Source organism: Mesorhizobium waitakense (genome assembly GCF_056431085.1).
In genome coordinates, this window is record NZ_JBWKME010000116.1 from 1 (window position 1) to 21584 (window position 21584).

At 61.5% G+C, this 21584-nt stretch carries 18 protein-coding genes; 6 read left to right on the plus strand and 12 right to left on the minus strand.

The window, feature by feature from the left end; translation table 11 throughout:
* Positions 1-117 precede the first annotated feature (117 nt).
* The 3 genes from fusA to rpsL all read right to left on the minus strand — a co-directional run bounded on the left by fusA (position 118) and on the right by rpsL (position 3155).
* A complete protein-coding gene (gene fusA, locus AC07FD_RS24960) occupies positions 118-2208 on the minus strand; it encodes an elongation factor G (RefSeq protein ID WP_095089675.1) in 2091 nt (696 codons plus the stop codon).
* Positions 2209-2237: 29 nt separating this feature from the next.
* On the minus strand, positions 2238-2708 hold the full coding sequence (gene rpsG / locus AC07FD_RS24965) for a 30S ribosomal protein S7 (protein ID WP_008875664.1): 471 nt from the start codon (positions 2706-2708) through the stop codon (positions 2238-2240).
* 75 nt (positions 2709-2783) lie between these two features.
* On the minus strand, positions 2784-3155 hold the full coding sequence (rpsL, locus tag AC07FD_RS24970; RefSeq protein WP_006333356.1) for a 30S ribosomal protein S12: 372 nt from the start codon (positions 3153-3155) through the stop codon (positions 2784-2786).
* Positions 3156-3632: 477 nt separating this feature from the next.
* On the opposite strand from rpsL, the gene AC07FD_RS24975 reads away from it, so the two are divergent.
* The 3 genes from AC07FD_RS24975 (at position 3633) to AC07FD_RS24985 (ending at position 6059) form a co-directional block, all read left to right on the plus strand.
* Positions 3633-3914 carry a transcriptional regulator gene (locus AC07FD_RS24975; protein WP_095089673.1) on the plus strand — a complete coding sequence of 94 codons (282 nt, stop codon included), beginning with the start codon at positions 3633-3635 and terminating at the stop codon, positions 3912-3914.
* A gap of 16 nt (positions 3915-3930) precedes the next feature.
* On the plus strand, positions 3931-5043 hold the full coding sequence (locus tag AC07FD_RS24980; RefSeq protein ID WP_478352012.1) for a PLP-dependent cysteine synthase family protein: 1113 nt from the start codon (positions 3931-3933) through the stop codon (positions 5041-5043).
* An 89-nt stretch (positions 5044-5132) separates the two neighbouring features.
* A complete protein-coding gene (locus AC07FD_RS24985; protein WP_478352013.1) occupies positions 5133-6059 on the plus strand; it encodes a Gfo/Idh/MocA family protein in 927 nt (308 codons plus the stop codon).
* 6 nt (positions 6060-6065) lie between these two features.
* Here the strand turns inward: AC07FD_RS24985 and AC07FD_RS24990 are convergent, their stop codons facing one another.
* The 9 genes from AC07FD_RS24990 to secE all read right to left on the minus strand — a co-directional run bounded on the left by AC07FD_RS24990 (position 6066) and on the right by secE (position 19048).
* A complete protein-coding gene (locus AC07FD_RS24990; protein WP_478352014.1) occupies positions 6066-6731 on the minus strand; it encodes an O-methyltransferase in 666 nt (221 codons plus the stop codon).
* A gap of 148 nt (positions 6732-6879) precedes the next feature.
* Complete coding sequence (rpoC, locus tag AC07FD_RS24995; protein ID WP_095089695.1) at positions 6880-11076, minus strand: DNA-directed RNA polymerase subunit beta'; 4197 nt, start codon at positions 11074-11076, stop codon at positions 6880-6882.
* Positions 11077-11262: 186 nt separating this feature from the next.
* Positions 11263-15399, minus strand: a complete 4137-nt coding sequence (gene rpoB, locus AC07FD_RS25000; RefSeq protein WP_478352015.1) for a DNA-directed RNA polymerase subunit beta — start codon at positions 15397-15399, stop codon at positions 11263-11265.
* A gap of 252 nt (positions 15400-15651) precedes the next feature.
* A complete protein-coding gene (gene rplL, locus AC07FD_RS25005; protein ID WP_023762907.1) occupies positions 15652-16029 on the minus strand; it encodes a 50S ribosomal protein L7/L12 in 378 nt (125 codons plus the stop codon).
* 54 nt (positions 16030-16083) lie between these two features.
* Positions 16084-16602: a 50S ribosomal protein L10 gene (rplJ, locus tag AC07FD_RS25010; protein WP_095089664.1), complete on the minus strand. Its 519-nt coding sequence runs from the start codon at positions 16600-16602 to the stop codon at positions 16084-16086.
* A gap of 396 nt (positions 16603-16998) precedes the next feature.
* Positions 16999-17697, minus strand: a complete 699-nt coding sequence (gene rplA / locus AC07FD_RS25015; RefSeq protein ID WP_095089662.1) for a 50S ribosomal protein L1 — start codon at positions 17695-17697, stop codon at positions 16999-17001.
* Between the two features lie 4 nt (positions 17698-17701).
* Entirely contained in the window at positions 17702-18130 is a 429-nt protein-coding gene (gene rplK, locus AC07FD_RS25020; protein ID WP_006333334.1) for a 50S ribosomal protein L11, read from the minus strand.
* A 159-nt stretch (positions 18131-18289) separates the two neighbouring features.
* Complete coding sequence (nusG, locus tag AC07FD_RS25025; RefSeq protein ID WP_478352016.1) at positions 18290-18817, minus strand: transcription termination/antitermination protein NusG; 528 nt, start codon at positions 18815-18817, stop codon at positions 18290-18292.
* Between the two features lie 27 nt (positions 18818-18844).
* On the minus strand, positions 18845-19048 hold the full coding sequence (secE, locus tag AC07FD_RS25030) for a preprotein translocase subunit SecE (protein WP_013531408.1): 204 nt from the start codon (positions 19046-19048) through the stop codon (positions 18845-18847).
* Positions 19049-19810: 762 nt separating this feature from the next.
* Between secE and AC07FD_RS25035 the strand changes: the two genes are divergently transcribed.
* From AC07FD_RS25035 to AC07FD_RS25045, 3 genes are all read left to right on the plus strand, one after another.
* The gene (locus AC07FD_RS25035) at positions 19811-20035 is read left to right on the plus strand and encodes a hypothetical protein (RefSeq protein WP_478352017.1); all 225 of its coding nucleotides are present in this window, start codon (positions 19811-19813) and stop codon (positions 20033-20035) included.
* A gap of 113 nt (positions 20036-20148) precedes the next feature.
* Positions 20149-20679, plus strand: coding sequence for a hypothetical protein (locus AC07FD_RS25040; protein WP_477266967.1), 531 nt, complete (start codon positions 20149-20151; stop codon positions 20677-20679).
* Between the two features lie 33 nt (positions 20680-20712).
* Positions 20713-21474, plus strand: a complete 762-nt coding sequence (locus tag AC07FD_RS25045; protein WP_478352018.1) for a hypothetical protein — start codon at positions 20713-20715, stop codon at positions 21472-21474.
* The last annotated feature ends 110 nt before the right edge of the window (positions 21475-21584 follow it).

A 21584-nucleotide genomic window follows, 5' to 3' on the forward strand; every position in this document is an offset into this window, starting at 1 on the left:
CGTGCCGATGTTCACATGAGGCTTGTTACGCTCGAATTTACCTTTTGCCATGTGATGTCTCCAATCCTGCTCGCCCGTGCGGGCCTTGAATTAAGTTACTGCTGCAACCCGTTCGAGTTACGCGTATTTCTTCTGAACTTCCTGGGCGACCGCGGTCGGCACAGGCTCGTAGTGATCGAACTGCATCGTGTAGGCCGCGCGGCCCTGGCTCATCGAGCGCAGGTTGTCGACGTACTTGAACATGTTGGCGAGCGGCACCATCGCGTTGATGACCACTGCCACGCCACGTGCTTCCTGGCCCTGGATCTGGCCGCGACGGCCGTTCAGATCGCCGATGACGCTGCCGACGTAGTCTTCCGGCGTCACCACTTCGACCTTCATGATCGGCTCGAGCAACTGCACGCCAAGCTTGGGTGCAGCTTCACGGAAGCAAGCGCGGCCGGCGATTTCGAAGGCCAGGACGCTGGAGTCGACATCGTGGTAAGCGCCGTCGATCAGCGTCGCCTTGACGCCGATCATCGGGAAGCCCGCGAACGGACCCGAAGTCATGACGCTGTTGATGCCCTTTTCGACACCGGGGATGTATTCCTTCGGAACCGCACCGCCGACGATCTTGGTTTCGAACTCGAATTCGCTGCTGTCCGGATTCGGCTCGAAGACGATCTTGACGCGGGCGAACTGACCGGTACCGCCGGTCTGCTTCTTGTGCGTGTAGTCCTGCTCGTGCCTGCGGGTGATCGTCTCGCGATAGGCCACCTGCGGCGCACCGACATTGGCCTCGACCTTGAACTCGCGACGCATGCGGTCGACGATGATGTCGAGGTGAAGCTCGCCCATGCCCGAAATGATGGTCTGGCCGCTTTCCTCGTCGGTCTTGACGCGGAAGGACGGATCCTCGGCGGCCAGGCGGTGAAGGGCGAGGCCCATCTTTTCCTGGTCGTTCTTGGTCTTCGGCTCGATCGCGATCTGGATGACCGGATCGGGGAATTCCATGCGCTCGAGGATGACCGGATGCAGCGGATCGCTCAGCGTATCGCCAGTGGTGGTGTCCTTGAGGCCAGCCAGAGCGACGATGTCGCCGGCGAAAGCCTCTTCGACGTCGGCGCGCGAGTTGGCATGCATCTGCAGCATGCGGCCGATGCGTTCCTTCTTGCCCTTCACGGTGTTGTCGACCGAGATGCCCTTGGTGAGCTTGCCCGAATAGATGCGGGCAAAGGTGAGCGAACCGACGAACGGGTCGTTCATGATCTTGAAGGCGAGCATCGACAGCGGCTCGTTGTCGTCGGCGTGACGCTCGATCTCGGCGTCGGTCTTGGCATCGACGCCCTTGATGGCCGGAACATCGGCCGGCGACGGCAGATATTCGACGACGGCATCGAGCAGCGGCTGCACGCCCTTGTTCTTGAATGCCGAGCCGCAGAACATCGGGTAGAACTTCACCGCGATGGTGCCCTTGCGGATCAGCGCGCGGATCTCGTCATTCGACGGCATCTTGCCTTCGAGGTAGTTCTCGAGTGCCGTCTCGTCCATTTCGACGGCGGCTTCGATCATCTTCTCACGGTATTCCTCGGCACGAGCCTTGAGGTCGGCCGGGATCTCGACGACGTCCCAGGCAGCGCCCAGCGTCTCGTCGCGCCAGACAAGCGCGTTCATCTCGACGAGGTCGACAACGCCCTTGAACTCGGTCTCGGCACCGATCGGCAGCTGCATGACGACGGCATGCGCACCGAGGCGCGAACCGATCATCTCGACCGAGCGGTAGAAGTCGGCGCCGATCTTGTCCATCTTGTTGCAGAAGATCATGCGCGGAACGCGATACTTGTCGGCCTGGCGCCAGACGGTTTCCGTCTGCGGCTCGACACCGGCGTTGGCGTCGAGCAGCGCAATGGCGCCGTCGAGCACGCGCAGCGAACGCTCGACTTCGATGGTGAAGTCGACGTGTCCGGGGGTGTCGATGATGTTGAAGCGGTACATCTTGCCGCTGCGACCCTTCCAGAAGGTCGTGGTCGCGGCGGACGTGATGGTGATGCCGCGCTCCTGCTCCTGCTCCATCCAATCCATCGTGGCAGCGCCGTCGTGGACTTCGCCGATCTTGTGCGACTTGCCCGTGTAATAGAGGACGCGCTCGGTGGTCGTCGTCTTGCCGGCGTCAATATGCGCCATGATACCGAAATTGCGGTAGTCTTCGATTTTGTATTCGCGGGCCATCGTAGCTGCCTCTCAGTCTCGTACGCGCTTTACCAGCGGTAGTGCGCGAAAGCGCGGTTGGCTTCAGCCATCTTGTGGGTGTCTTCACGCTTCTTGACGGCGGTGCCGCGGTTGTTGGCCGCGTCCATCAGCTCGCCGGAGAGGCGGTCGACCATGGTGGTCTCGTTGCGGTTGCGGGCCGCGGCGATCAGCCAACGAATGGCCAGAGCCTGGCGGCGCTCGGGGCGCACGTCGACCGGAACCTGGTAGGTGGCGCCGCCGACACGACGCGAACGCACTTCCACATGCGGCGCGACATTGTCGAGCGCCTGATGGAAGACGGTGACCGGCTCCTGCTTGGTCTTCGACTGAACCTGGTCGAGCGCGCCGTAGACGATGGTCTCGGCAACCGACTTCTTGCCGTCATACATGACGGCGTTCATGAACTTGGTGACGATCAGATCGCCGAACTTCGGGTCCGGATTGATCTCACGCTTTTCTGCACTGTGACGACGCGACATTTTTTCTCTGCCTCAATTATGCGTGGTGGCCTTGATCCCGGACGCTTGCCCGGGATGACCTTCGCTACGCTTCGGTCACTTCGGACGCTTGGCGCCGTACTTCGAACGGCGCTGCTTGCGGTTCTTCACACCCTGCGTGTCGAGCACGCCGCGGATGATGTGGTAGCGAACGCCCGGAAGATCCTTGACGCGGCCGCCGCGGATCATGACCACGGAGTGTTCCTGAAGGTTGTGACCTTCGCCGGGGATGTACCCGATCACTTCAAAACCATTGGTCAGGCGGATCTTGGCCACCTTGCGCAGCGCCGAGTTCGGCTTCTTCGGCGTCGTTGTATAGACGCGCGTGCAGACGCCCCGCTTCTGCGGGTTCTGCTGCATGGCCGGGACCTTGTTGCGCTTCACCGGCGCAATGCGCGGCTTGCGGATCAGCTGGTTGACGGTAGGCATTAAACCCTCTTGTCTCTCAATTCCGTGTCTCGCCCGGTCAGGGCCGCTCAAAGCGTCATTTCCATACGCAAATTCGGGCCACAAACCGCGCCTCGCGGTCTTTGCCCGAACAAATGGCAGAGGAAGCGGAACCGCTTCGTGCACGCCGGAAATGTCTTTTCGCTCGTAAAACGAACCCTGTTTGAGGCAAACTCCAAAGCGTGTCGCTTCGGAAGGGAGAGCCTCACATCGGTTCTGACTGGGCGGCTTCTACTCGTAAGACCGCGAACCGTCAAGCCCGGAGCGCCAAATATTGCGCGCCAACCAAGGCTCGGCAGCCATGCGAAAAACGCATGTAATTTTCTTTCGCAATTTTGCAAGGGCGAGGAAGAAAGTGACCGGCTTTGCGCTGTTGCACGGCCCTGCTTCATGCGAAAAGGCCGCATGAGCAGTGAAAATCCCCTCGCCCGCCCGCAATCTGCCAAGAGGAATCGGCCCGTGAACGACAATGAAGAGCGCCCGGTCACCATCATCACCGGCCGGGTGTGGAAGAAAAAGGGCGGCAAGCCGGAAGGCGTGCATGTGATGCTGGTCGCCCCCGACGACGATTCGGCGGTGCGCCGGGCGCTCGAATCGCTTGCGGCGGAAGGTTACGCCGAGGCCGAACTCGACCAGATCGGCGACATGGACGGCGCACCCGACGATGAGCCTCATCTTTCCGCCTTTCAGGGCGCGCTCGAAGGCGAAGTGTCGATCGTTACTTTCGACGTGCCGATCTGAATCGGGGGCGCTAACGATGGCCGGAGCAAAAGCGGTTGGACCTGCGTCCCGAACCTGGGCCGACCAGGCCGTCGCGGCGATCGAGGCCGATCAGCGCCGCTCGGCCGACACGCATCTGTGGAAGCTCGATCTACCGGCACTGGCCGGCATCGATCTCTATCTCAAGGACGAATCCACCCATCCGACCGGCAGCCTGAAGCACCGGCTGGCGCGCTCGCTGTTCCTTTATGCGCTGTGCAATGGCCTGATCCGCGAAGGCGCGCCGGTGATCGAAGCGTCGTCGGGTTCGACCGCGGTATCGGAAGCGTACTTTGCCCGTATGATCGGGGTGCCGTTCTATGCGGTGATGCCGCGCTCGACCTCGCGCGAAAAGATCGCCGCGATCGAGCACTATGGCGGCAACTGCCATTTCATCGACGACGGCAGGCGCATCTATGCCGAATCGGCCGAACTCGCGGCGAAACTAGGCGGCCATTTCATGGACCAGTTCACCCACGCCGAGCGCGCCACCGACTGGCGCGGCAACAACAACATCGCCGAATCGATCTTCGGGCAGATGCGCGAGGAGCGGCATCCGGTTCCGGCCTGGATCGTGATGAGCGCCGGCACCGGCGGCACGACCGCCACGATCGGCCGCTTCCTGCGCTACAAGCAGCATGCGACGCGGCTGTCGGTTGCCGACGTCGAGCGCTCGGCCTTCTTCGACGGTTTTGCTACGCATGATCGCAATTGCCGCTGCGAACAGCCGTCGCGGATAGAGGGGATCGGCCGGCCGCGCATGGAGCCGTCCTTCGTGCCTGGCGTCATCGATCATATGCTGCGGGTGCCGGACGCGGTGTCGCTGGCGGCGATGCGGGTGTTGTCGCGACGGCTCGGCCGCCGAGTCGGCGGCTCAACCGGCACCAACTTCATCGCCATGTGCTTTCAGGCCGCGCGCATGATCGAGGAAGGAAGGGCGGGTTCGCTGGTGACGCTGATCTGCGATTCCGGCGATCGCTATGCCAACACCTATTATTCCGACGAATGGCTGGCTGCGAACAGCCTCGACCCCTCGCCTTTCGAACCGGCGATCGAGGCCTTCCTGGCGGGTGGAAAATTGACCTTGCCGTTCGAGGAAAGCTGGGGCTGACTTTTCGGCGTCGGCTCGCCGGCTTCGGCTTGTCGGGGACAAGTGTTCTGATAAGAAGCCACCACCATCATTCAACAGACGGAGCGGCCGTGTCCCAGCCCATCAAGATTGGCATCGTCGGCGTCGGCAAGATCGTCCGCGACCAACACCTGCCGGCCCTGGCGAAGGACCAGGACTATCGCCTCATCGCCGCCGCCAGCCGGCATGGCAAGGTCGACGGCATTCCGAATTTTCCTGATATCGAAGCCATGCTCGACGCAGTGCCGGAGCTTGAGGCCGTATCGCTCTGCATGCCGCCGCAGTTTCGCTACGACGCCGCGCGCACGGCGCTGGAAGCGAAAAAGCACGTCTTCCTGGAGAAGCCGCCCGGCGCCACTGTCAGCGAGGTCGAGAACCTCAAGGCGTTGGCGGTGAAGAACGGCGTCTCGCTGTTTGCCAGCTGGCATTCGCGTTATGCGCCGGCGGTCGAGGCCGCGCGTGCCTTCCTGAGTTCGGCCAAGATCAAGTCCGCCGCCATCAACTGGAAGGAGGACGTGCGTCGCTGGCACCCGAACCAGGAATGGATCTGGGCTCCCGGCGGGTTCGGCGTCTTCGATCCCGGCATCAACGCGCTGTCGATCGTGACCCATATCCTGCCACCGATGTTCATCACCTCGGCCGTGCTCGATTTTCCCGAAAACCGCGCCGCGCCGGTCGCGGCACAGGTCACCTTCCGCACCTCGAATGGATTGCCGGTGACTATGGAACTCGACTGGCTGCAGACGGGCCCACAAAGCTGGGACATCGTCGCCGACACCGACAAGGGCGCGATGGTGCTTTCAGGCGGCGGCTCGAAACTCGCCATCGACGGCAGCATCGTCCATGACGAGCCGGAAGCGGAATACCCGATGCTCTACAAGCGCTTTGCCGAGATCGTGCGCGCCGGAGCCTCAGACGTCAACCTCGCTCCGCTCCAGCATGTCGCCGACGCCTTCATGCTGGGCAAGCGTAATGTGGTCGAGGCGTTTTTCGATTGAGCACCGTCAATCCACGATAGCGATTGCAAAGCCGTCATAGCCCTTGGCGCCGACAGTCTGGACGGCGGTGCCGTCCAATCGCTTATCGCTCCCGATGAAGGAAAACGCCGCCCGTGCGCCTTCGACGTTGGCGTCATGGCCGTCGTCATCGAGTACCGCGCCGTCACGAATGACATTGTCGCAGACGATGACGGTCCCTGGACGTGACAGGCGCATGGCCCAGGACAGATAGTGCGGGTTGTTTGGCTTGTCGGCATCGATGAAGATGAGGTCGAACGGCCCGGCATCCTCGGTACTCAACGCGGCAAGTGATTCCAAGGCCGGCCCGACCCGCAGTTCTACCCGTTCCGACACGCCTGCCCGTTCGAAGTTCGAGCGCGCGACCCTGGCGTGGTGCGGATCAAGTTCAAGCGTCACGATCTTGCCGTTGGCGGGCAGGCCCCGTGCCAGCCAGATGGTCGAATAACCGCCCAGCGTGCCGATTTCGAGCACCGTCCTGGCTCCCTGCATTCGCGCCAGAAGCGAGAGCAGCTTGCCTTGCGCCGGCGACACGTCGATCGCCGGCAGGCCTTGGTCGTGGTTGGTTGCCAGAACTGCATCGAGCGCCGGATCCGCCTCGAACAGAGCGTCGATGATGTAGTCGTCGACAGAAGCCCAAGTCTTTTTGCTCATCGTTTTGTTCTCCGATCCAATTCAAAGCACAAAAGCCTCGCACAAACAAAAAAGCCGCCGGGTTGCCCCGACGGCCCTGTTGCCTGAGATTCCTTGAGCGGTTCACCGAAACAATGAACCGCTCAATCTTTTTGTCTGGCCGCCGCGCTTACTGCGCGGCGGTTGTCATGTCGGCCAGCATCGGCTCGGCGACTTCCACACCGGAGGCCTTGCGGCGCTCGTCGATGATCAGTTCGTCGCGCGAGGTGGCGATGCGCCGTATCTGGCTCATCGTGCCGCCGGTACCGGCCGGGATAAGCCGGCCGACGATGACGTTTTCCTTCAGCCCCTGCAGCATGTCGGTCTTGCCGGCAACCGCAGCTTCCGTCAGCACCCTGGTCGTCTCCTGGAAGGAGGCGGCCGAGATAAAGGACGGCGTCTGCAGCGATGCCTTGGTGATGCCGAGCAGCACCGGCTGACCTTCGGCCGGCTTCTTGCCGTCCTCGATCAGACGCTCGTTGACCTCTTCCAGCTCGATCACGTCGACGTGGTCGCCCGGAATGTAGGTCGAGTCGCCCTGCGTGGTGATCTCGACCTTCTGCAGCATCTGGCGAACGATCACCTCGATGTGCTTGTCGTTGATCGACACGCCCTGCAGACGGTAGACTTCCTGGATCTCGTTGACGAGGTAGGAAGCAAGTGCCTCCACGCCCTTGATCGCCAGGATGTCGTGCGGCGCAGGATTGCCGTCGAGGATGTAGTCGCCCTTCTCGATGACATCGCCGTCCTGGAGATGGAACGGCTTGCCCTTCGGGATCAGGTATTCGACCGGCTCAAGCGTCGAGTCATGCGGCTCGATGATGATGCGACGCTTGTTCTTGTAGTCGCGGCCGAAGCGGATCGTGCCATCGATCTCGGCGATGATGGCGTGATCCTTCGGACGGCGTGCCTCGAACAGTTCGGCAACACGCGGCAGACCGCCGGTGATGTCCTTGGTCTTGGCGCTTTCCATCGGGATACGCGCCAGCACGTCGCCGGGGCGAACCTGCGCACCCGGCTCGACCGAAAGAATGGCCTCGACCGAGAGCAGGAAGCGGGCGTCGCCGCCCTTCGACAGCTTGCCGACCTTGCCCTTGGCGTCCTGGATGGCAATCGCCGGCTTGAGGTCGTTGCCGCGTGGCGTCGAGCGCCAGTCAATGACCTCACGCTTGGTGATGCCGGTCGACTCGTCGGCCGTTTCCTGAACGGAAATGCCGTCGACCAGATCCTCGTACGATACCCTGCCCTCGATTTCGGTGAGGACCGGGCGGGTATAGGGATCCCACTCGGCGATACGCTGGCCGCGCTTCACCTTGTCGCCATCGTCCACGAAGATACGCGAACCATAGGTGAGACGGTGCGTGGCGCGCTCCTTGCCGGTTTCGTCGAGGATCAGCACCGCCATGTTGCGGCCCATGACCATCTGCTGGCCGTCCGAATTGCGCACCACGTTGCGGTTGCGGATTTCGACCTTGCCCTCGTAGGAGGCTTCAAGGAACGACGAGTCCACCACCTGCGCCGTGCCGCCCATGTGGAAGGTACGCATGGTGAGCTGGGTGCCCGGCTCGCCGATCGACTGCGCCGCGATGACGCCGACCGCTTCGCCCTGGTTGACCGGGGTGCCGCGGGCAAGATCGCGTCCGTAGCAGACCGCGCACACGCCAACCCTGACCTCGCAGGTCAGCGCCGAGCGGATGCGGACCGACTGGACGCCGGCCTTTTCGATCTTCTCCACGTCGCGCTCGTCCATCAGCGTTCCGGCCTTGACCAGAACCTCGCCCGACACCGGATGGTTGATGTCGTCGAGCGACGTACGGCCCAGCACGCGCTGGCCGACAGAAGCGACGACCTGACCGGCATCGACGATCGGCTGCATGGTGAGGCCCTTGTCGGTGCCGCAGTCCACGGAGTTGACGATGCAGTCCTGCGCCACGTCGACCAGACGACGGGTGAGGTAGCCCGAGTTCGCCGTCTTCAAGGCGGTGTCGGCCAGACCCTTGCGGGCGCCGTGGGTCGAGTTGAAGTACTCGAGCACCGTCAGGCCTTCCTTGAAGTTCGAGATGATCGGCGTCTCGATGATTTCACCCGACGGCTTGGCCATCAGGCCGCGCATGCCGGCGAGCTGACGCATCTGGGTGGGCGAGCCGCGCGCACCGGAGTGCGACATCATGTAGATCGAGTTCATTGGCTTCTGACGACCATTGTCCTCGAACTCGACCGCCTTGATGCGGGCCATCATTTCGTCGGCGACCTTTTCCGAGCACTTGGCCCAGGCGTCGACGACCTTGTTGTACTTCTCACCCTGCGTGATCAGGCCGTCATTGTACTGCTGCTCGTATTCCTTGGCCAAAGCCTCGGTGTCGGAGACCAGCTTGATCTTAGCATCCGGGATCAGCATGTCGTCCTTGCCGAACGAAATGCCGGCACGGCAGGCATGGCTGAAGCCGAGCGCCATGATGCGATCGCAGAAAATGACCGTCTCCTTCTGACCGCAGTGGCGGTAGACAGTGTCGATCATCTTGGAGATGTTCTTCTTGGTCATCTCCTGGTTGGCGGTCTCGTAAGGCACGTTGACGTTCTTCGGCAGAAGCTCGCCGATGATCATGCGGCCAGGGGTGGTGTCGTAGATCTTCGACACGACCTTGCCATCGGCATCGACCGAGCGGAAACGACCGCGGATCTTGGAGTGCAGCGTCACCGCCTTGGTCTCGAGCGCATGCTGGAGTTCGCCCATGTCGGCAAACACCATGCCCTCGCCCGGCTCGTTCTGGTTGACGATCGAGAGATAGTAGAGACCCAGAACCATGTCCTGCGACGGCACGATGATCGGCGCGCCGGAAGCCGGGTGCAGGATGTTGTTGGTCGACATCATCAGCACGCGGGCTTCAAGCTGCGCTTCCAGCGACAGCGGCACGTGAACGGCCATCTGGTCGCCGTCGAAGTCGGCGTTGAAGGCCGTGCAGACCAGCGGGTGCAGCTGGATCGCCTTGCCTTCGATCAGGATCGGCTCGAACGCCTGGATGCCGAGACGGTGCAGCGTCGGCGCGCGGTTCAAGAGCACCGGATGCTCGCGGATGACCTCGTCGAGGATATCCCAGACTTCCGGACGTTCCTTCTCGACCAGCTTCTTGGCCTGCTTGACGGTCGAGGAGTAACCCTTGGCGTCGAGACGGGCGTAGATGAAGGGCTTGAACAGTTCGAGCGCCATCTTCTTCGGCAGGCCGCACTGGTGCAGCTTGAGCTCCGGACCGGTCACGATGACCGAGCGGCCGGAATAGTCGACGCGCTTGCCGAGCAGGTTCTGACGGAACCGGCCCTGCTTGCCCTTGAGCATGTCGGACAGCGACTTCAGCGGACGCTTGTTGGCGCCGGTGATGACGCGGCCGCGACGGCCATTGTCGAACAGCGCATCGACGGCTTCCTGCAGCATGCGCTTTTCATTGCGCACGATGATGCCGGGGGCGCGCAGCTCGATCAGCCGCTTCAGACGGTTGTTGCGGTTGATGACGCGGCGGTAGAGATCGTTCAGATCCGAGGTGGCGAAACGGCCGCCGTCCAGCGGGACGAGCGGACGCAGGTCCGGCGGGATCACCGGAACCACCTTCATGATCATCCATTCCGGACGGTTGCCGGATTCCATGAAGTTCTCGACGACCTTGAGCCGCTTCAGATACTTCTTCTGCTTCAGCTCGGAGGTGGTCGAAGCCAGTTCCGTACGCAGGTCGCCGGCGATCTTCTCCAGGTCCATGCCGGCCAGAAGGTCATGGATGGCCTCGGCGCCGATCATGGCGGTGAAGCTATCCTCGCCATACTCGTCGACGGCGATCATGTACTCTTCCTCGCTGAGCAGCTGGTGCTCCTTCAGCGCGGTGAGGCCAGGTTCGGTGACGATGTAGTTCTCGAAGTAGAGGACGCGCTCGATGTCCTTCAGGGTCATGTCGAGCAGCGTGCCGATGCGCGACGGCAGCGACTTCAGGAACCAGATATGGGCGACGGGCGCTGCGAGCTCGATATGGCCCATGCGCTCGCGGCGGACACGCGACAGCGTGACTTCGACGCCGCACTTCTCGCAGATGACGCCCTTGTACTTCATACGCTTGTACTTGCCGCACAGGCACTCATAGTCCTTGATCGGGCCAAAAATGCGCGCGCAGAACAGACCGTCACGCTCCGGCTTGAAGGTGCGGTAGTTGATGGTCTCCGGCTTCTTGATCTCGCCGAACGACCAGGACAGAATCTTCTCAGGGCTGGCGAGCGATATCCGGATGGAATCGAACACCTGTGCCGGCGCCTGGGGATTGAAGAGATTCATGACCTCTTGGTTCATGCCGTTCTCCTTTTCGGGGTCCTCGAAAACCCCTTGCATCTAGTCGCGAGCCAAACGCCCGCCGTCTTTGTCGGCCACTGGCCGTCGAATACTTCTTGGTTGAGCATGATCCTGTCCGAAAACCGGTAGCCACTTTTCGGGATCATGCTCATGGCGCGCCGCGGCTTTCCGCGGCGCGCCATTGCCTTACTCGGCCGCGTCGGGCAGCCGGACCGGGTTGTCGTCGAGCTTGGTGTTCTCCAGCTCGACATTGAGGCCGAGAGACCGCATTTCCTTGACGAGAACGTTGAAGCTCTCGGGAATGCCGGCCTCGAAGGTGTCGTCGCCACGGACGATCGCCTCGTAGACCTTGGTGCGGCCGGCGACGTCGTCCGACTTCACCGTCAGCATTTCCTGCAGCGTGTAGGCGGCGCCGTATGCCTCGAGCGCCCAGACCTCCATTTCGCCGAAGCGCTGGCCACCGAACTGTGCCTTGCCGCCCAGCGGCTGCTGGGTGACGAGTGAGTACGGACCGATCGAACGCGCGTGGATCTTGTCGTCCACGAGATGGTGAAGCTTGAGCATGTAGATGTAGCCCATCGTCACCTTGCGATCGAACGGCTCGCCGGTGCGTCCGTCATAGAGTTGCGACTGACCGCTGGTGTGCAGGCCCGCCTGCTCCAGCATAATGTTGATGTCAGCCTCGTGCGCGCCGTCGAACACCGGGGTCGCGATCGAGACGCCGCGGCGCATCTGCTCGCTGAGGCGAACGATGCTCTCGTCGTCATATTCGCGAACCGGCTCGTTGCGGTCGTTGGCCGGCATGAAGCTCTCGAGCGTCTTGCGCAGCGGCTTGATGTCGCCGGCTGCCTTGTACGTGTCGATCAGCTCGCCGATCTTCCTGCCCATGCCGGCGCAAGCCCAGCCCAAATGCGTTTCCAGGATCTGGCCGACATTCATGCGGCTCGGCACACCCAGCGGGTTGAGCACGATATCGGCATGCGTGCCGTCCTCGAGGAAAGGCATGTCCTCGACCGGAACGATCCGCGACACGACGCCCTTGTTGCCGTGACGGCCAGCCATCTTGTCGCCGGGCTGCATCTTGCGCTTCACGGCCACGAAGACCTTGACCATCTTCATGACGCCCGGAGGCATTTCGTCGCCGCGCTGGACCTTCTCGACCTTGTCCATGAAGCGCTGTTCAAGCGCCTTCTTGGAATCGTCGTACTGGCCACGCAGGGCTTCGAGTTCGCTCTGGAGCTTTTCGTTCTCCACCGCAAACTGCCACCACTGCGAACGCGGATACTCGTCCAGCGTGTCCTTGGACAACGTCGAGCCCTTCTTGAAGCCCTTAGGTCCAGCGATCGCATCCTTGCCGACGAGAACGTCGGAAAGACGCGCGTAGACGTTACGATCCAGAATGGCTTGCTCGTCGTCTCGGTCCTTGGCGAGGCGTTCGATCTCCTCGCGCTCGATCGCCATGGCGCGCTCGTCCTTCTCCACACCGTGGCGATTGAAGACGCGCACCTCGACGACGGTGCCGAAGGTGCCCGGAGGCATGCGCATCGAGGTGTCGCGCACGTCCGATGCCTTTTCGCCGAAGATGGCGCGCAGAAGCTTCTCTTCCGGCGTCATCGGGCTTTCGCCCTTCGGCGTGATCTTGCCGACCAGGATATCGCCCGGCTGAACTTCGGCACCGATATAGACGATGCCGGCTTCGTCGAGGTTCTTCAGCGCTTCTTCCGAGACGTTCGGGATATCGCGCGTGATTTCCTCCGGACCGAGCTTGGTATCGCGCGCCATGACCTCGAACTCCTCGATGTGGATCGAGGTGAAGACATCGTCTGCGACGATGCGCTCGGACAAGAGGATCGAGTCCTCGTAGTTGTAGCCGTTCCACGGCATGAACGCGACCAGCACGTTGCGGCCGAGCGCCAGATCACCGAGCTCGGTCGACGGACCGTCGGCGATGATGTCGCCCTTGTTGACCCGGTCGCCCATGCGGACCAGCGGACGCTGGTTGATGCAGGTGTTCTGGTTCGAACGCTGGAACTTCATCAGCCGGTAGATGTCGACGCCGGACTTGCCCGGATCGAGATCTTCAGTGGCTCGAATGACGATACGCGTCGCGTCCACCTGGTCGACGATGCCGCCGCGGCGGGCGCCGATGGCGGCGCCCGAGTCACGGGCCACGATCGGCTCCATACCGGTGCCGACGAACGGCGCCTCGGCGCGCACCAGCGGCACGGCCTGACGCTGCATGTTCGAGCCCATCAGGGCGCGGTTGGCGTCGTCGTTCTCGAGGAACGGGATCAGGGCCGCGGCCACCGAAACCATCTGCTTGGGCGACACGTCCATCAGGTCGACGTTTTCGCGCGGCGCCATCATCACTTCGCCGGCGCTGCGGCAAATGACGAACTCGTCGACGAAGCCACCACTCTTGTCGAGCTCGGCGTTGGCCTGCGCAACGTGGTGCTTGGCTTCTTCCATCGCCGAGAGATAGACGACGTCATTGGTCAGCTTGCCGTCGACGATCTTGCGGTACGGGCTCTCGATGAAGCCGTACTTGTTGACGCGTGCGAAGGTGGCCAGCGAGTTGATCAGACCGATATTCGGGCCTTCCGGCGTCTCGATCGGGCAGATGCGGCCGTAATGCGTCGGGTGCACGTCGCGCACCTCGAAGCCGGCGCGCTCGCGGGTCAGACCGCCCGGTCCAAGCGCCGAGAGGCGGCGCTTGTGGGTGATCTCCGACAGCGGGTTGGTCTGGTCCATGAACTGCGACAGCTGCGAGGAACCAAAGAACTCGCGCACGGCGGCGGCCGCTGGCTTGGCGTTGATCAGGTCCTGCGGCATCACCGTGTCGATCTCGATCGAGGACATGCGCTCCTTGATCGCGCGCTCCATGCGCAGCAGGCCGACGCGGTACTGGTTTTCCATCAGCTCGCCGACAGACCGCACGCGGCGGTTGCCGAGATTGTCGATGTCGTCGATCTCGCCCTTGCCGTCACGCAGTTCGACCAGCGTCTTGACCACGGCCAGGATGTCGTCCTTGCGCAGCACGCGCACGGTGTCCTCGGCCTTGAGCTCGAGGCGCATGTTCATCTTGACGCGGCCAACGGCCGACAGATCGTAGCGCTCGCTGTCGAAGAACAGCGAGTTGAACATGGCTTCGGCGGTCTCGAGTGTCGGCGGCTCGCCGGGGCGCATGACACGATAGATGTCGAACAGAGCGTCCTGGCGGCTCTCGTTCTTGTCGACGTTGAGCGTGTTGCGGATATAGGCGCCGACATTGACGTGGTCGATGTCGAGAACCTTGATCTCGTTTTCACCGGTGCCAAGCAGCACCTTCAGCGTCTTGTCGTCGATCTCGTCGCCGGCTTCGAGGAAGATCTCGCCGGTGGCGTAGTTGACGATGTCCTCGGCCAGGTAATTGCCGAGCAGATCCTCGTCGGTCGACTTGATCGCCTTGAGACCCTTCTCGCCAAGCGCCCGGGCCTGGCGGGCAGTGATCTTCTTGCCGGCTTCGACAACAACTTCGCCCGTATCGGCGTCGACCAGGTCGCCGACGGCCTTGAGGCCGCGGAAACGCTCGACGTTGAACGGAATGCGCCAGTGATCGCCAGCGCGCTTGTACGTGATCTTGTTGTAGAAGGTCGACAGGATCTCTTCGCCATCCATGCCGAGCGCCATCAGAAGCGACGTCACCGGAATCTTGCGGCGACGGTCGATGCGGGCGTGCACGACGTCCTTGGAATCGAACTCGATGTCGAGCCACGAGCCGCGATAGGGGATGACGCGCGCGGCAAATAGAAGCTTGCCCGACGAGTGCGACTTGCCCTTGTCATGGTCGAAGAAGACGCCCGGCGAGCGGTGCATCTGCGAGACGATAACGCGCTCGGTGCCGTTGACGATGAAGGTGCCGTTCAAGGTCATGAGCGGCATGTCGCCCATGTAGACATCCTGCTCCTTGATGTCCTTGATCGACTTGGCGCCGGTATCCTCGTCGATATCGAACACGATGAGGCGCAGCGTCACCTTCAGCGGCGCGGCATAGGTGAGGTCGCGCTGACGGCATTCGTCAACGTCGAATTTCGGTCCTTCGAACTCGTACTTCACGAACTCCAGCATCGAGGAGCCGGAAAAATCCTGAATCGGGAAGACGGACTTGAAGACGGCCTGCAGTCCCTCGTCCGGACGCCCACCCTTGGGCTCCGCCACCATCAGGAACTGGTCATAGGATGCCTTCTGAACCTCGATCAGGTTCGGCATCTCCGCAACTTCCGGGATCTTTCCGAAGAACTTGCGTACGCGTCTGCGGCCATTGAAAGTCTGGGTCTGGGCCATCGTCGCTCCTTAGCTCTAAACTCGGGACGAACCTCGCCGCGGCTCGCCTTGCATTCTGGGCCACCTGGGCGGCGACCCTTTGTCTGTTTTCCCGGCGCCTGTCGGCGGCCGGCTAGAACGGGAGAAAACCCGTTTCCTGAAGGCCGGTTTGCGGCCCTCAGGAAAGAGGTTCTCGTATGCCTCGCGCTACGCGTGCTCCCTCCAGCCGAAGGGAGTGGCGGACGGCGCGAGGCCGTCCGCCGCTTTTTACGCTTACTTCAGGTCGACCTTGGCGCCGGCTGCTTCCAGCTGGGCCTTGAACTTGTCAGCGTCGGCCTTGGAAACGCCTTCCTTGACCGGCTTCGGAGCCGCTTCGACCAGATCCTTGGCTTCCTTGAGGCCAAGACCGGTGATGGCGCGGACTTCCTTGATGACGTTGATCTTCTGAGCGCCTGCCTCGGTGAGGACGACGTCGAATTCCGTCTTTTCCTCGACCGGAGCAGCAGCAGCCGCACCACCGCCAGCGGCGGCAACAGCCACCGGAGCAGCGGCGGAGACGCCCCACTTTTCTTCCAGAAGCTTCGACAGCTCAGCCGCCTCGAGGACGGTCAGCTTCGAAAGGTCGTCTACGATCTTTGCGAGATCAGCCATTGTTGTATTCCTTCATCAGGTTCGAACGTGTGTTTGTGATAGCGAGGAACGGCCTCATGCCGCCTCGTCCTTCCGGGCGTAAGCGCCGATGACGCGCGCGACCGAAGCCGCTGGCGCATTGACGATCTGGGCGATCCGGGTTGCCGGCGTGGCGATCATGCCAACCAGCCTGGCGCGCAGCTCATCGAGCGACGGAAGTGTGGCGAGTGCCTTCACACCGTCGGCGTTGAGCGAGGTGGTGCCCATTGCGCCACCGAGAATGACGAGCTTGTCATTTCCCTTGGCGAAATCGGACGCGACCTTCGGCGCCGCAATCGGATCCTCCGAATAAGCAATCAGCGTCTGTCCCTTGAACAGGTCGATGATCGATGCGGAGTCCGTGCCCTGAAGAGCGATTTTGGCGAGACGGTTCTTCGCGACTTTGACGGTGCCACCGGCGGCGCGCATTTTCGACCGAAGGTCGTTCATTTGCGCGACGGTGATACCGGCGTAGTGGGCCACGACCACTGAACCTGCGTTCGAGAACGCACCGTTCAGGCCCGTGACGAGTTCGCGTTTTTCCGCTCTGTCCACTGCCTATCTCCAGTTGACCCCAATCCTGTTAACGGGAACATCCCATTGACGAGGACAGGCGTCGGGTTGCCTTTTGTCGGCCGGGCCATCCAGTAACGGATCTCCCGAACGACGCTCGAGGATCCTGCCCCCTTTCGCCACATCGACGGCCAGGCCGACGATGCGCAGACAAAAGGCAAACACGGTTCGAACCTTTCATTGGAGCAGTCGCTCCGTTGTCCGGTCTTCACCCGTCTCATGCAGGCCCACATGAATTAAGGCTTTTGGGCCGCCTGCAATCTCGGACAGGATGTCCGGAAGCCTTTCGACTTCCGGCACCGGGCCGCCAACCTGGGTTGGAGGCCCGGAATTCTTTTGCGGATCAGCCCTTTAACGGCCGATCCCAGGTAAAACTTATCAGGACGCCGCGAGCGTCGAGACGTCGAGCTTGAGGCCCGGGCCCATCGTCGAGGTGACCGACACCTTCTTGACGTAGTTGCCCTTGGCGCCCGTCGGCTTTGCCTTGGTCACCGCGTCAGCGAAGGCGCGGATGTTCTCTTCCAGGGCCTTGACCTCGAACGAGACCTTGCCGACACCGGCATGAACGATGCCGGCCTTCTCGACGCGGAACTCGACGGCGCCGCCCTTCGATGCCTTGACAGCGGCGGCAACGTCGGTGGTGACGGTGCCGACCTTCGGGTTCGGCATCATGCCGCGCGGGCCGAGCACCTTGCCGAGACGGCCGACCAGCGGCATCATGTCCGGCGTGGCGATGCAGCGATCGAAGTCGATCGTGCCCTTCTGGACGATGTCGACCAGATCCTCGGCACCGACGATGTCGGCGCCAGCGGCGCGAGCTTCGTCAGCCTTGTCGCCACGGGCGAACACGGCAACGCGAACCGAGCGGCCGGTGCCGTTCGGCAGGTTGACCACGCCACGGACCATCTGGTCGGCATGGCGGGGATCGACGCCGAGGTTCATGGCGACTTCGACGGTCTCGTCGAACTTGACCGAGGAACGGTCCTTGAGCAGCTTCAGCGCTTCACCCAGGGCGTAAGCCTTGTTGGGATCAATGCCTTCGCGGGTCTTCGATACACGCTTTGCAATCTTTGCCATGATCTTAGCCCACCACTTCCAGACCCATCGAGCGGGCGGAGCCCTCGACCATGCGCATGGCCGCCTCGACGTCGTTTGCGTTCAGATCCTTCATCTTCTGCTCGGCGATGGCGCGAACCTTGTCGCGGCCGATCGTGCCGGCCTTGATCTTGCCCGGCTCCTTCGAACCCGACGTCAGGTTCGCCGCCTTCTTCAGGAAGTAGCTCACCGGCGGCGTCTTCATGACGAAGGTGAAGGACTTGTCCTGGTAGTAGGTGATGACGACCGGAATCGGCGATCCCTTTTCCATTTCCTGGGTCTGCGCGTTGAACGCCTTGCAGAACTCCATGATGTTGATGCCACGCTGACCAAGCGCCGGGCCGATCGGGGGAGACGGCGTGGCCGATCCCGCTTTGACCTGGAGCTTGAGCTGGCCTGCAATTTTCTTAGCCATCTCTTTTCCTGCCTTTGTCTATGCCGGCCTTGCCGGCGGTTGCAGTCTGGTGGTGCGATCCATGCGGCCGGCTAAGCCGCATTCGTCTCCCACCGTTCTTGAGAACCGCGCGATCTCCGCGCCGCCCTTCCCTGCCGCGCTTGGCGGCGGGATTTCGGATCAGCCCTTTTCGACCTGTCCGAATTCCAGATCGACAGGCACGGCGCGCCCGAAGATCGAAACTTCCACCTTGAGCCGCGCCCGCTCCTCGTCCACTTCCTGGACGAAACCGTTGAACGACGCGAAGGGACCATCCGAAACGCGGATCGCCTCGCCGATCTCGAACGTGACTGAAGGCTTCGGCCGCTCGACGCCTTCCTGCACCTGGTTCAGGATGCGCTGCGCTTCCGCCTCGGTGATCGGCACCGGCTTGGAGTCGCCCAGGAAGCCGGTGACCTTCGGCGTGTTCTTGACCAGCGAGAACACCGCGTCGGTCAGATTGGCCTTCAGGAGCACATAGCCCGGGAAGAATTTGCGCTCGGCATCGACCTTGCGGCCACGACGAACCTCGACGACCTTCTCGGTCGGCACCACGATCTGCTCGATATCGGCGGAAAGGCCCTTCTGCTTGGCCTTGTTCTCAATATCCTCGGCGACCTTTTTTTCAAAGTTCGAATAGGCGTGGATGATGTACCACCGCGCAGTCATTTCAAGACTTCTCCGTAATCGCCGGACTTAGCGTCCGATGCCAAGAATCTGCTCGACCGCGAGGCCCATGAGCTGATCGGCGGTGAAGAAAAAGATCATCGCGATCACAGCGAAAGCGAGGACCATCACCGTCGAGATCATCGTTTCGCGTCGCGACGGCCAAGTCACCTTGGCGGTCTCCGCGCGAACCTGCTGGAGAAAGACGAAAGGATTTGTGGTTTTCGAAGCCATATGCCGCTCTGTCTTCAAGACCCGTTGGCCGGGCCCCCTGGATGATCCCGCTGGCCGGGACGTGCCGCCTGGGCTTGTTTTCGCGCCGAATCAGCGCAATCATTTCGCCCATGCAAATCAGACGCGTAAAGCCGGCTTCCCAGCTCCACGCGTCGCGTGTCTGTTTCGTCTACATAAAACCGATTCTTGATCCACGCAAGTGGCAAGTGTCCGCTTTATGACCAAACACCGCCTCGGAACCATCCAGTCGTTCCGTCCCGGCTATGGCGCCCTTATGCCCCAATCGAGCTAATATGGCAAGCGGGTCGCCGATTTTCAAAGGCCAGCCGCGAAATATCGTTTTGAGGGCCATTTCGAGAAATGGCGAAATATCGCGTTGAGTGCCATTTCGAGAAATGGCACGGGCAGCAGGGCTCGAACCTACGACCTGCGGTTTTGGAGACCGAATAGCCTTCTCACATCTCATTGATTACACTATGGGATTTAGCGTGCTTTTAATTGGCGTGCAAGGATTTGTGTAAGGAAGTTGCTTTTTTGACCGAGTTTTTTGGCGCTTCCCGTACATTTTCGGCGCCGTTGATGATGGGACTCGGGATACCCTAAGGGTCGGATGGAGGCGGTGCTTTAGAAAGCGACAGGCCGGGACCAATCATCGACGGAATAGCCGGCATCTGCGATAGTCTCCTCTATCATTGATGGAAGGAGCTTGTATCAATGTATCGTGGACTTCGAATTCGGATTGCTAAGACAAATCGAAATCCCTTGGATTTGGTCGACCTCGCACGGAGGCAGGCGGACCATCTCGGCCCGGGTGGAATCTCGGCCAAGCGCAACCAGACCAATGAGCGGTTCCTGAAGAAGGGTTTTCTTCGGCTGGCGCCGTTAACTCGCCCCCAGCGTCGGAAAGTGATGGCCCGCATCTCAAACCTGGGCGAGCCGGCTATCAAGATGCAGCCGATCAAAAACCCAAATCCCCGGCCTCGATGAAAGCTGTTGTCGCCCCGGATTGCCCGACATTGTCCGCCAAAAGCGACAAAGACATGCAAACCCGCTTTCTTGTGGCGACAATATTCGCAACTCGCACGCACCGCGGATAGGACATGACGACGGTCGCATCAAACTACCTTTACTCGACGTTGCGGGAGCGCATCGTCGAGCACGTGTTCGTTGGCGACGCCCTCCGCGAGCTATGGCGGCTTGGCGTTTATGACGTCGAAGTCCTCCGATCGGAGTTCGACGCACACGGCTACGATCTGGTGATGGCCAGAGGGAAGATCGTCCGCCACATTCAGTTCAAGACCGGCACGCAGAAGAAACCCGGCACCGTATCGCTCTCCAGAGCTTTGGCCGAAAAGCCCAGCGGATGCGCGATCTGGATACGTCTTGAACCCGACCTCTCCATGGGACCGTTCTTCTGGTTTGGTGCGGCGCCCGGACAGCCGCTAGCGGCGTTGCACCACCTCCCCAACTCCCGGCGCGTGACGCCCAACAAGACCGGAATCCGGCCGGTCCGCAAGAACCATCATGAAGTGCCAGGTGCAGCGTTCGTGCCCCGGAGCAGCTTGCGGGAAATCCTGGTCGACCTTTTCGGAGATTTGGCGCCGACAGTGGTTCTGGAGGAATCGGAATGATCCCGGCCCTACGGCCCGACGCGTGACACTGTCATGAACAACTACGTCCTATTTAAAATGTGGGGAACTCACCGGCTGTCCCTAATCAAGGGGCATCAGTTTTACGTCGAACAGGCCCGCAAGCGCCTGTTGTCACAATTCTCGAACATGGAAGCCGAAGCCGAAAAGGCGTCGGAGGAGTGGCTGGAGCAAAGCAGTGACCGGTTTGACCCCGACCGGCACGATCCTAGCGAATTCTACGAGGCCGCCAACGACGCCGGCATCGAGTTCTACCAGCTTCTGAGCGACATGCGCGACCAAACCCGGCTGAGTGTGATCGCGGGAATGTTTCACGAATGGGAGAAACAGCTGCGGGACTGGCTGGTGCGCGAAATCCAGCACTGGCATCAAGGAGACACGCCAATTGCAAAAGTCTGGTCAGCGGACTTCGGCAAGATTGCCGACCTCCTGGAGAGTTTCGGCTGGAAGATCCGAAGCACGGACTACTTCAACGCCCTCGATGCGTGCCGGCTGGTGGTCAACGTCTACAAGCACGGCTCCGGAAAATCCCTGGACGACCTCAAGGCGACCTATCCTGAATATCTCGAAGATCGGCTGAGTGGTTCGGGATTGCCAGGGACTTTGGACCTCGTGGACTACACGAACCTCAAGGTAAGCGATGACCAGTTTCAGGCGTTCTCGGACGCGATTGTCGCGTTCTGGCGGGATGTTCCGGAAAATGTCACTGATAACCGGGAACAGGTCCCTGATTGGTTTGAAAAAGCCATTCTGAGCGATCGCGCTGTTCAACGATAGATAGGTCTCCGCTGGCGCATTCGCCGGTTACTGCCGGCAGTAATAACGACGGCCGTTGATAAATTTATCGTGCAGAAGGTGTTCGGGCCGGTTCCCAGCCGTTCTTTCGC

Coding starts and splice junctions, on each gene's coding strand:
- AC07FD_RS25045 (WP_478352018.1), top strand. CDS start 20,713: ATGAACAACTACGTCCTATTTAAAATGTGGGGAACTCACCGGCTGTCC.
- AC07FD_RS24980 (WP_478352012.1), top strand. CDS start 3,931: ATGGCCGGAGCAAAAGCGGTTGGACCTGCGTCCCGAACCTGGGCCGAC.
- rplL (WP_023762907.1), bottom strand. CDS start 16,029: ATGGCTGATCTCGCAAAGATCGTAGACGACCTTTCGAAGCTGACCGTC.
- rplK (WP_006333334.1), bottom strand. CDS start 18,130: ATGGCTAAGAAAATTGCAGGCCAGCTCAAGCTCCAGGTCAAAGCGGGA.
- AC07FD_RS24990 (WP_478352014.1), bottom strand. CDS start 6,731: ATGAGCAAAAAGACTTGGGCTTCTGTCGACGACTACATCATCGACGCT.
- rplA (WP_095089662.1), bottom strand. CDS start 17,697: ATGGCAAAGATTGCAAAGCGTGTATCGAAGACCCGCGAAGGCATTGAT.
- nusG (WP_478352016.1), bottom strand. CDS start 18,817: ATGACTGCGCGGTGGTACATCATCCACGCCTATTCGAACTTTGAAAAA.
- fusA (WP_095089675.1), bottom strand. CDS start 2,208: ATGGCCCGCGAATACAAAATCGAAGACTACCGCAATTTCGGTATCATG.
- rpsL (WP_006333356.1), bottom strand. CDS start 3,155: ATGCCTACCGTCAACCAGCTGATCCGCAAGCCGCGCATTGCGCCGGTG.
- rpoC (WP_095089695.1), bottom strand. CDS start 11,076: ATGAACCAAGAGGTCATGAATCTCTTCAATCCCCAGGCGCCGGCACAG.
- rpsG (WP_008875664.1), bottom strand. CDS start 2,708: ATGTCGCGTCGTCACAGTGCAGAAAAGCGTGAGATCAATCCGGACCCG.
- AC07FD_RS25040 (WP_477266967.1), top strand. CDS start 20,149: ATGACGACGGTCGCATCAAACTACCTTTACTCGACGTTGCGGGAGCGC.
- rpoB (WP_478352015.1), bottom strand. CDS start 15,399: ATGGCCCAGACCCAGACTTTCAATGGCCGCAGACGCGTACGCAAGTTC.
- secE (WP_013531408.1), bottom strand. CDS start 19,048: ATGGCTTCGAAAACCACAAATCCTTTCGTCTTTCTCCAGCAGGTTCGC.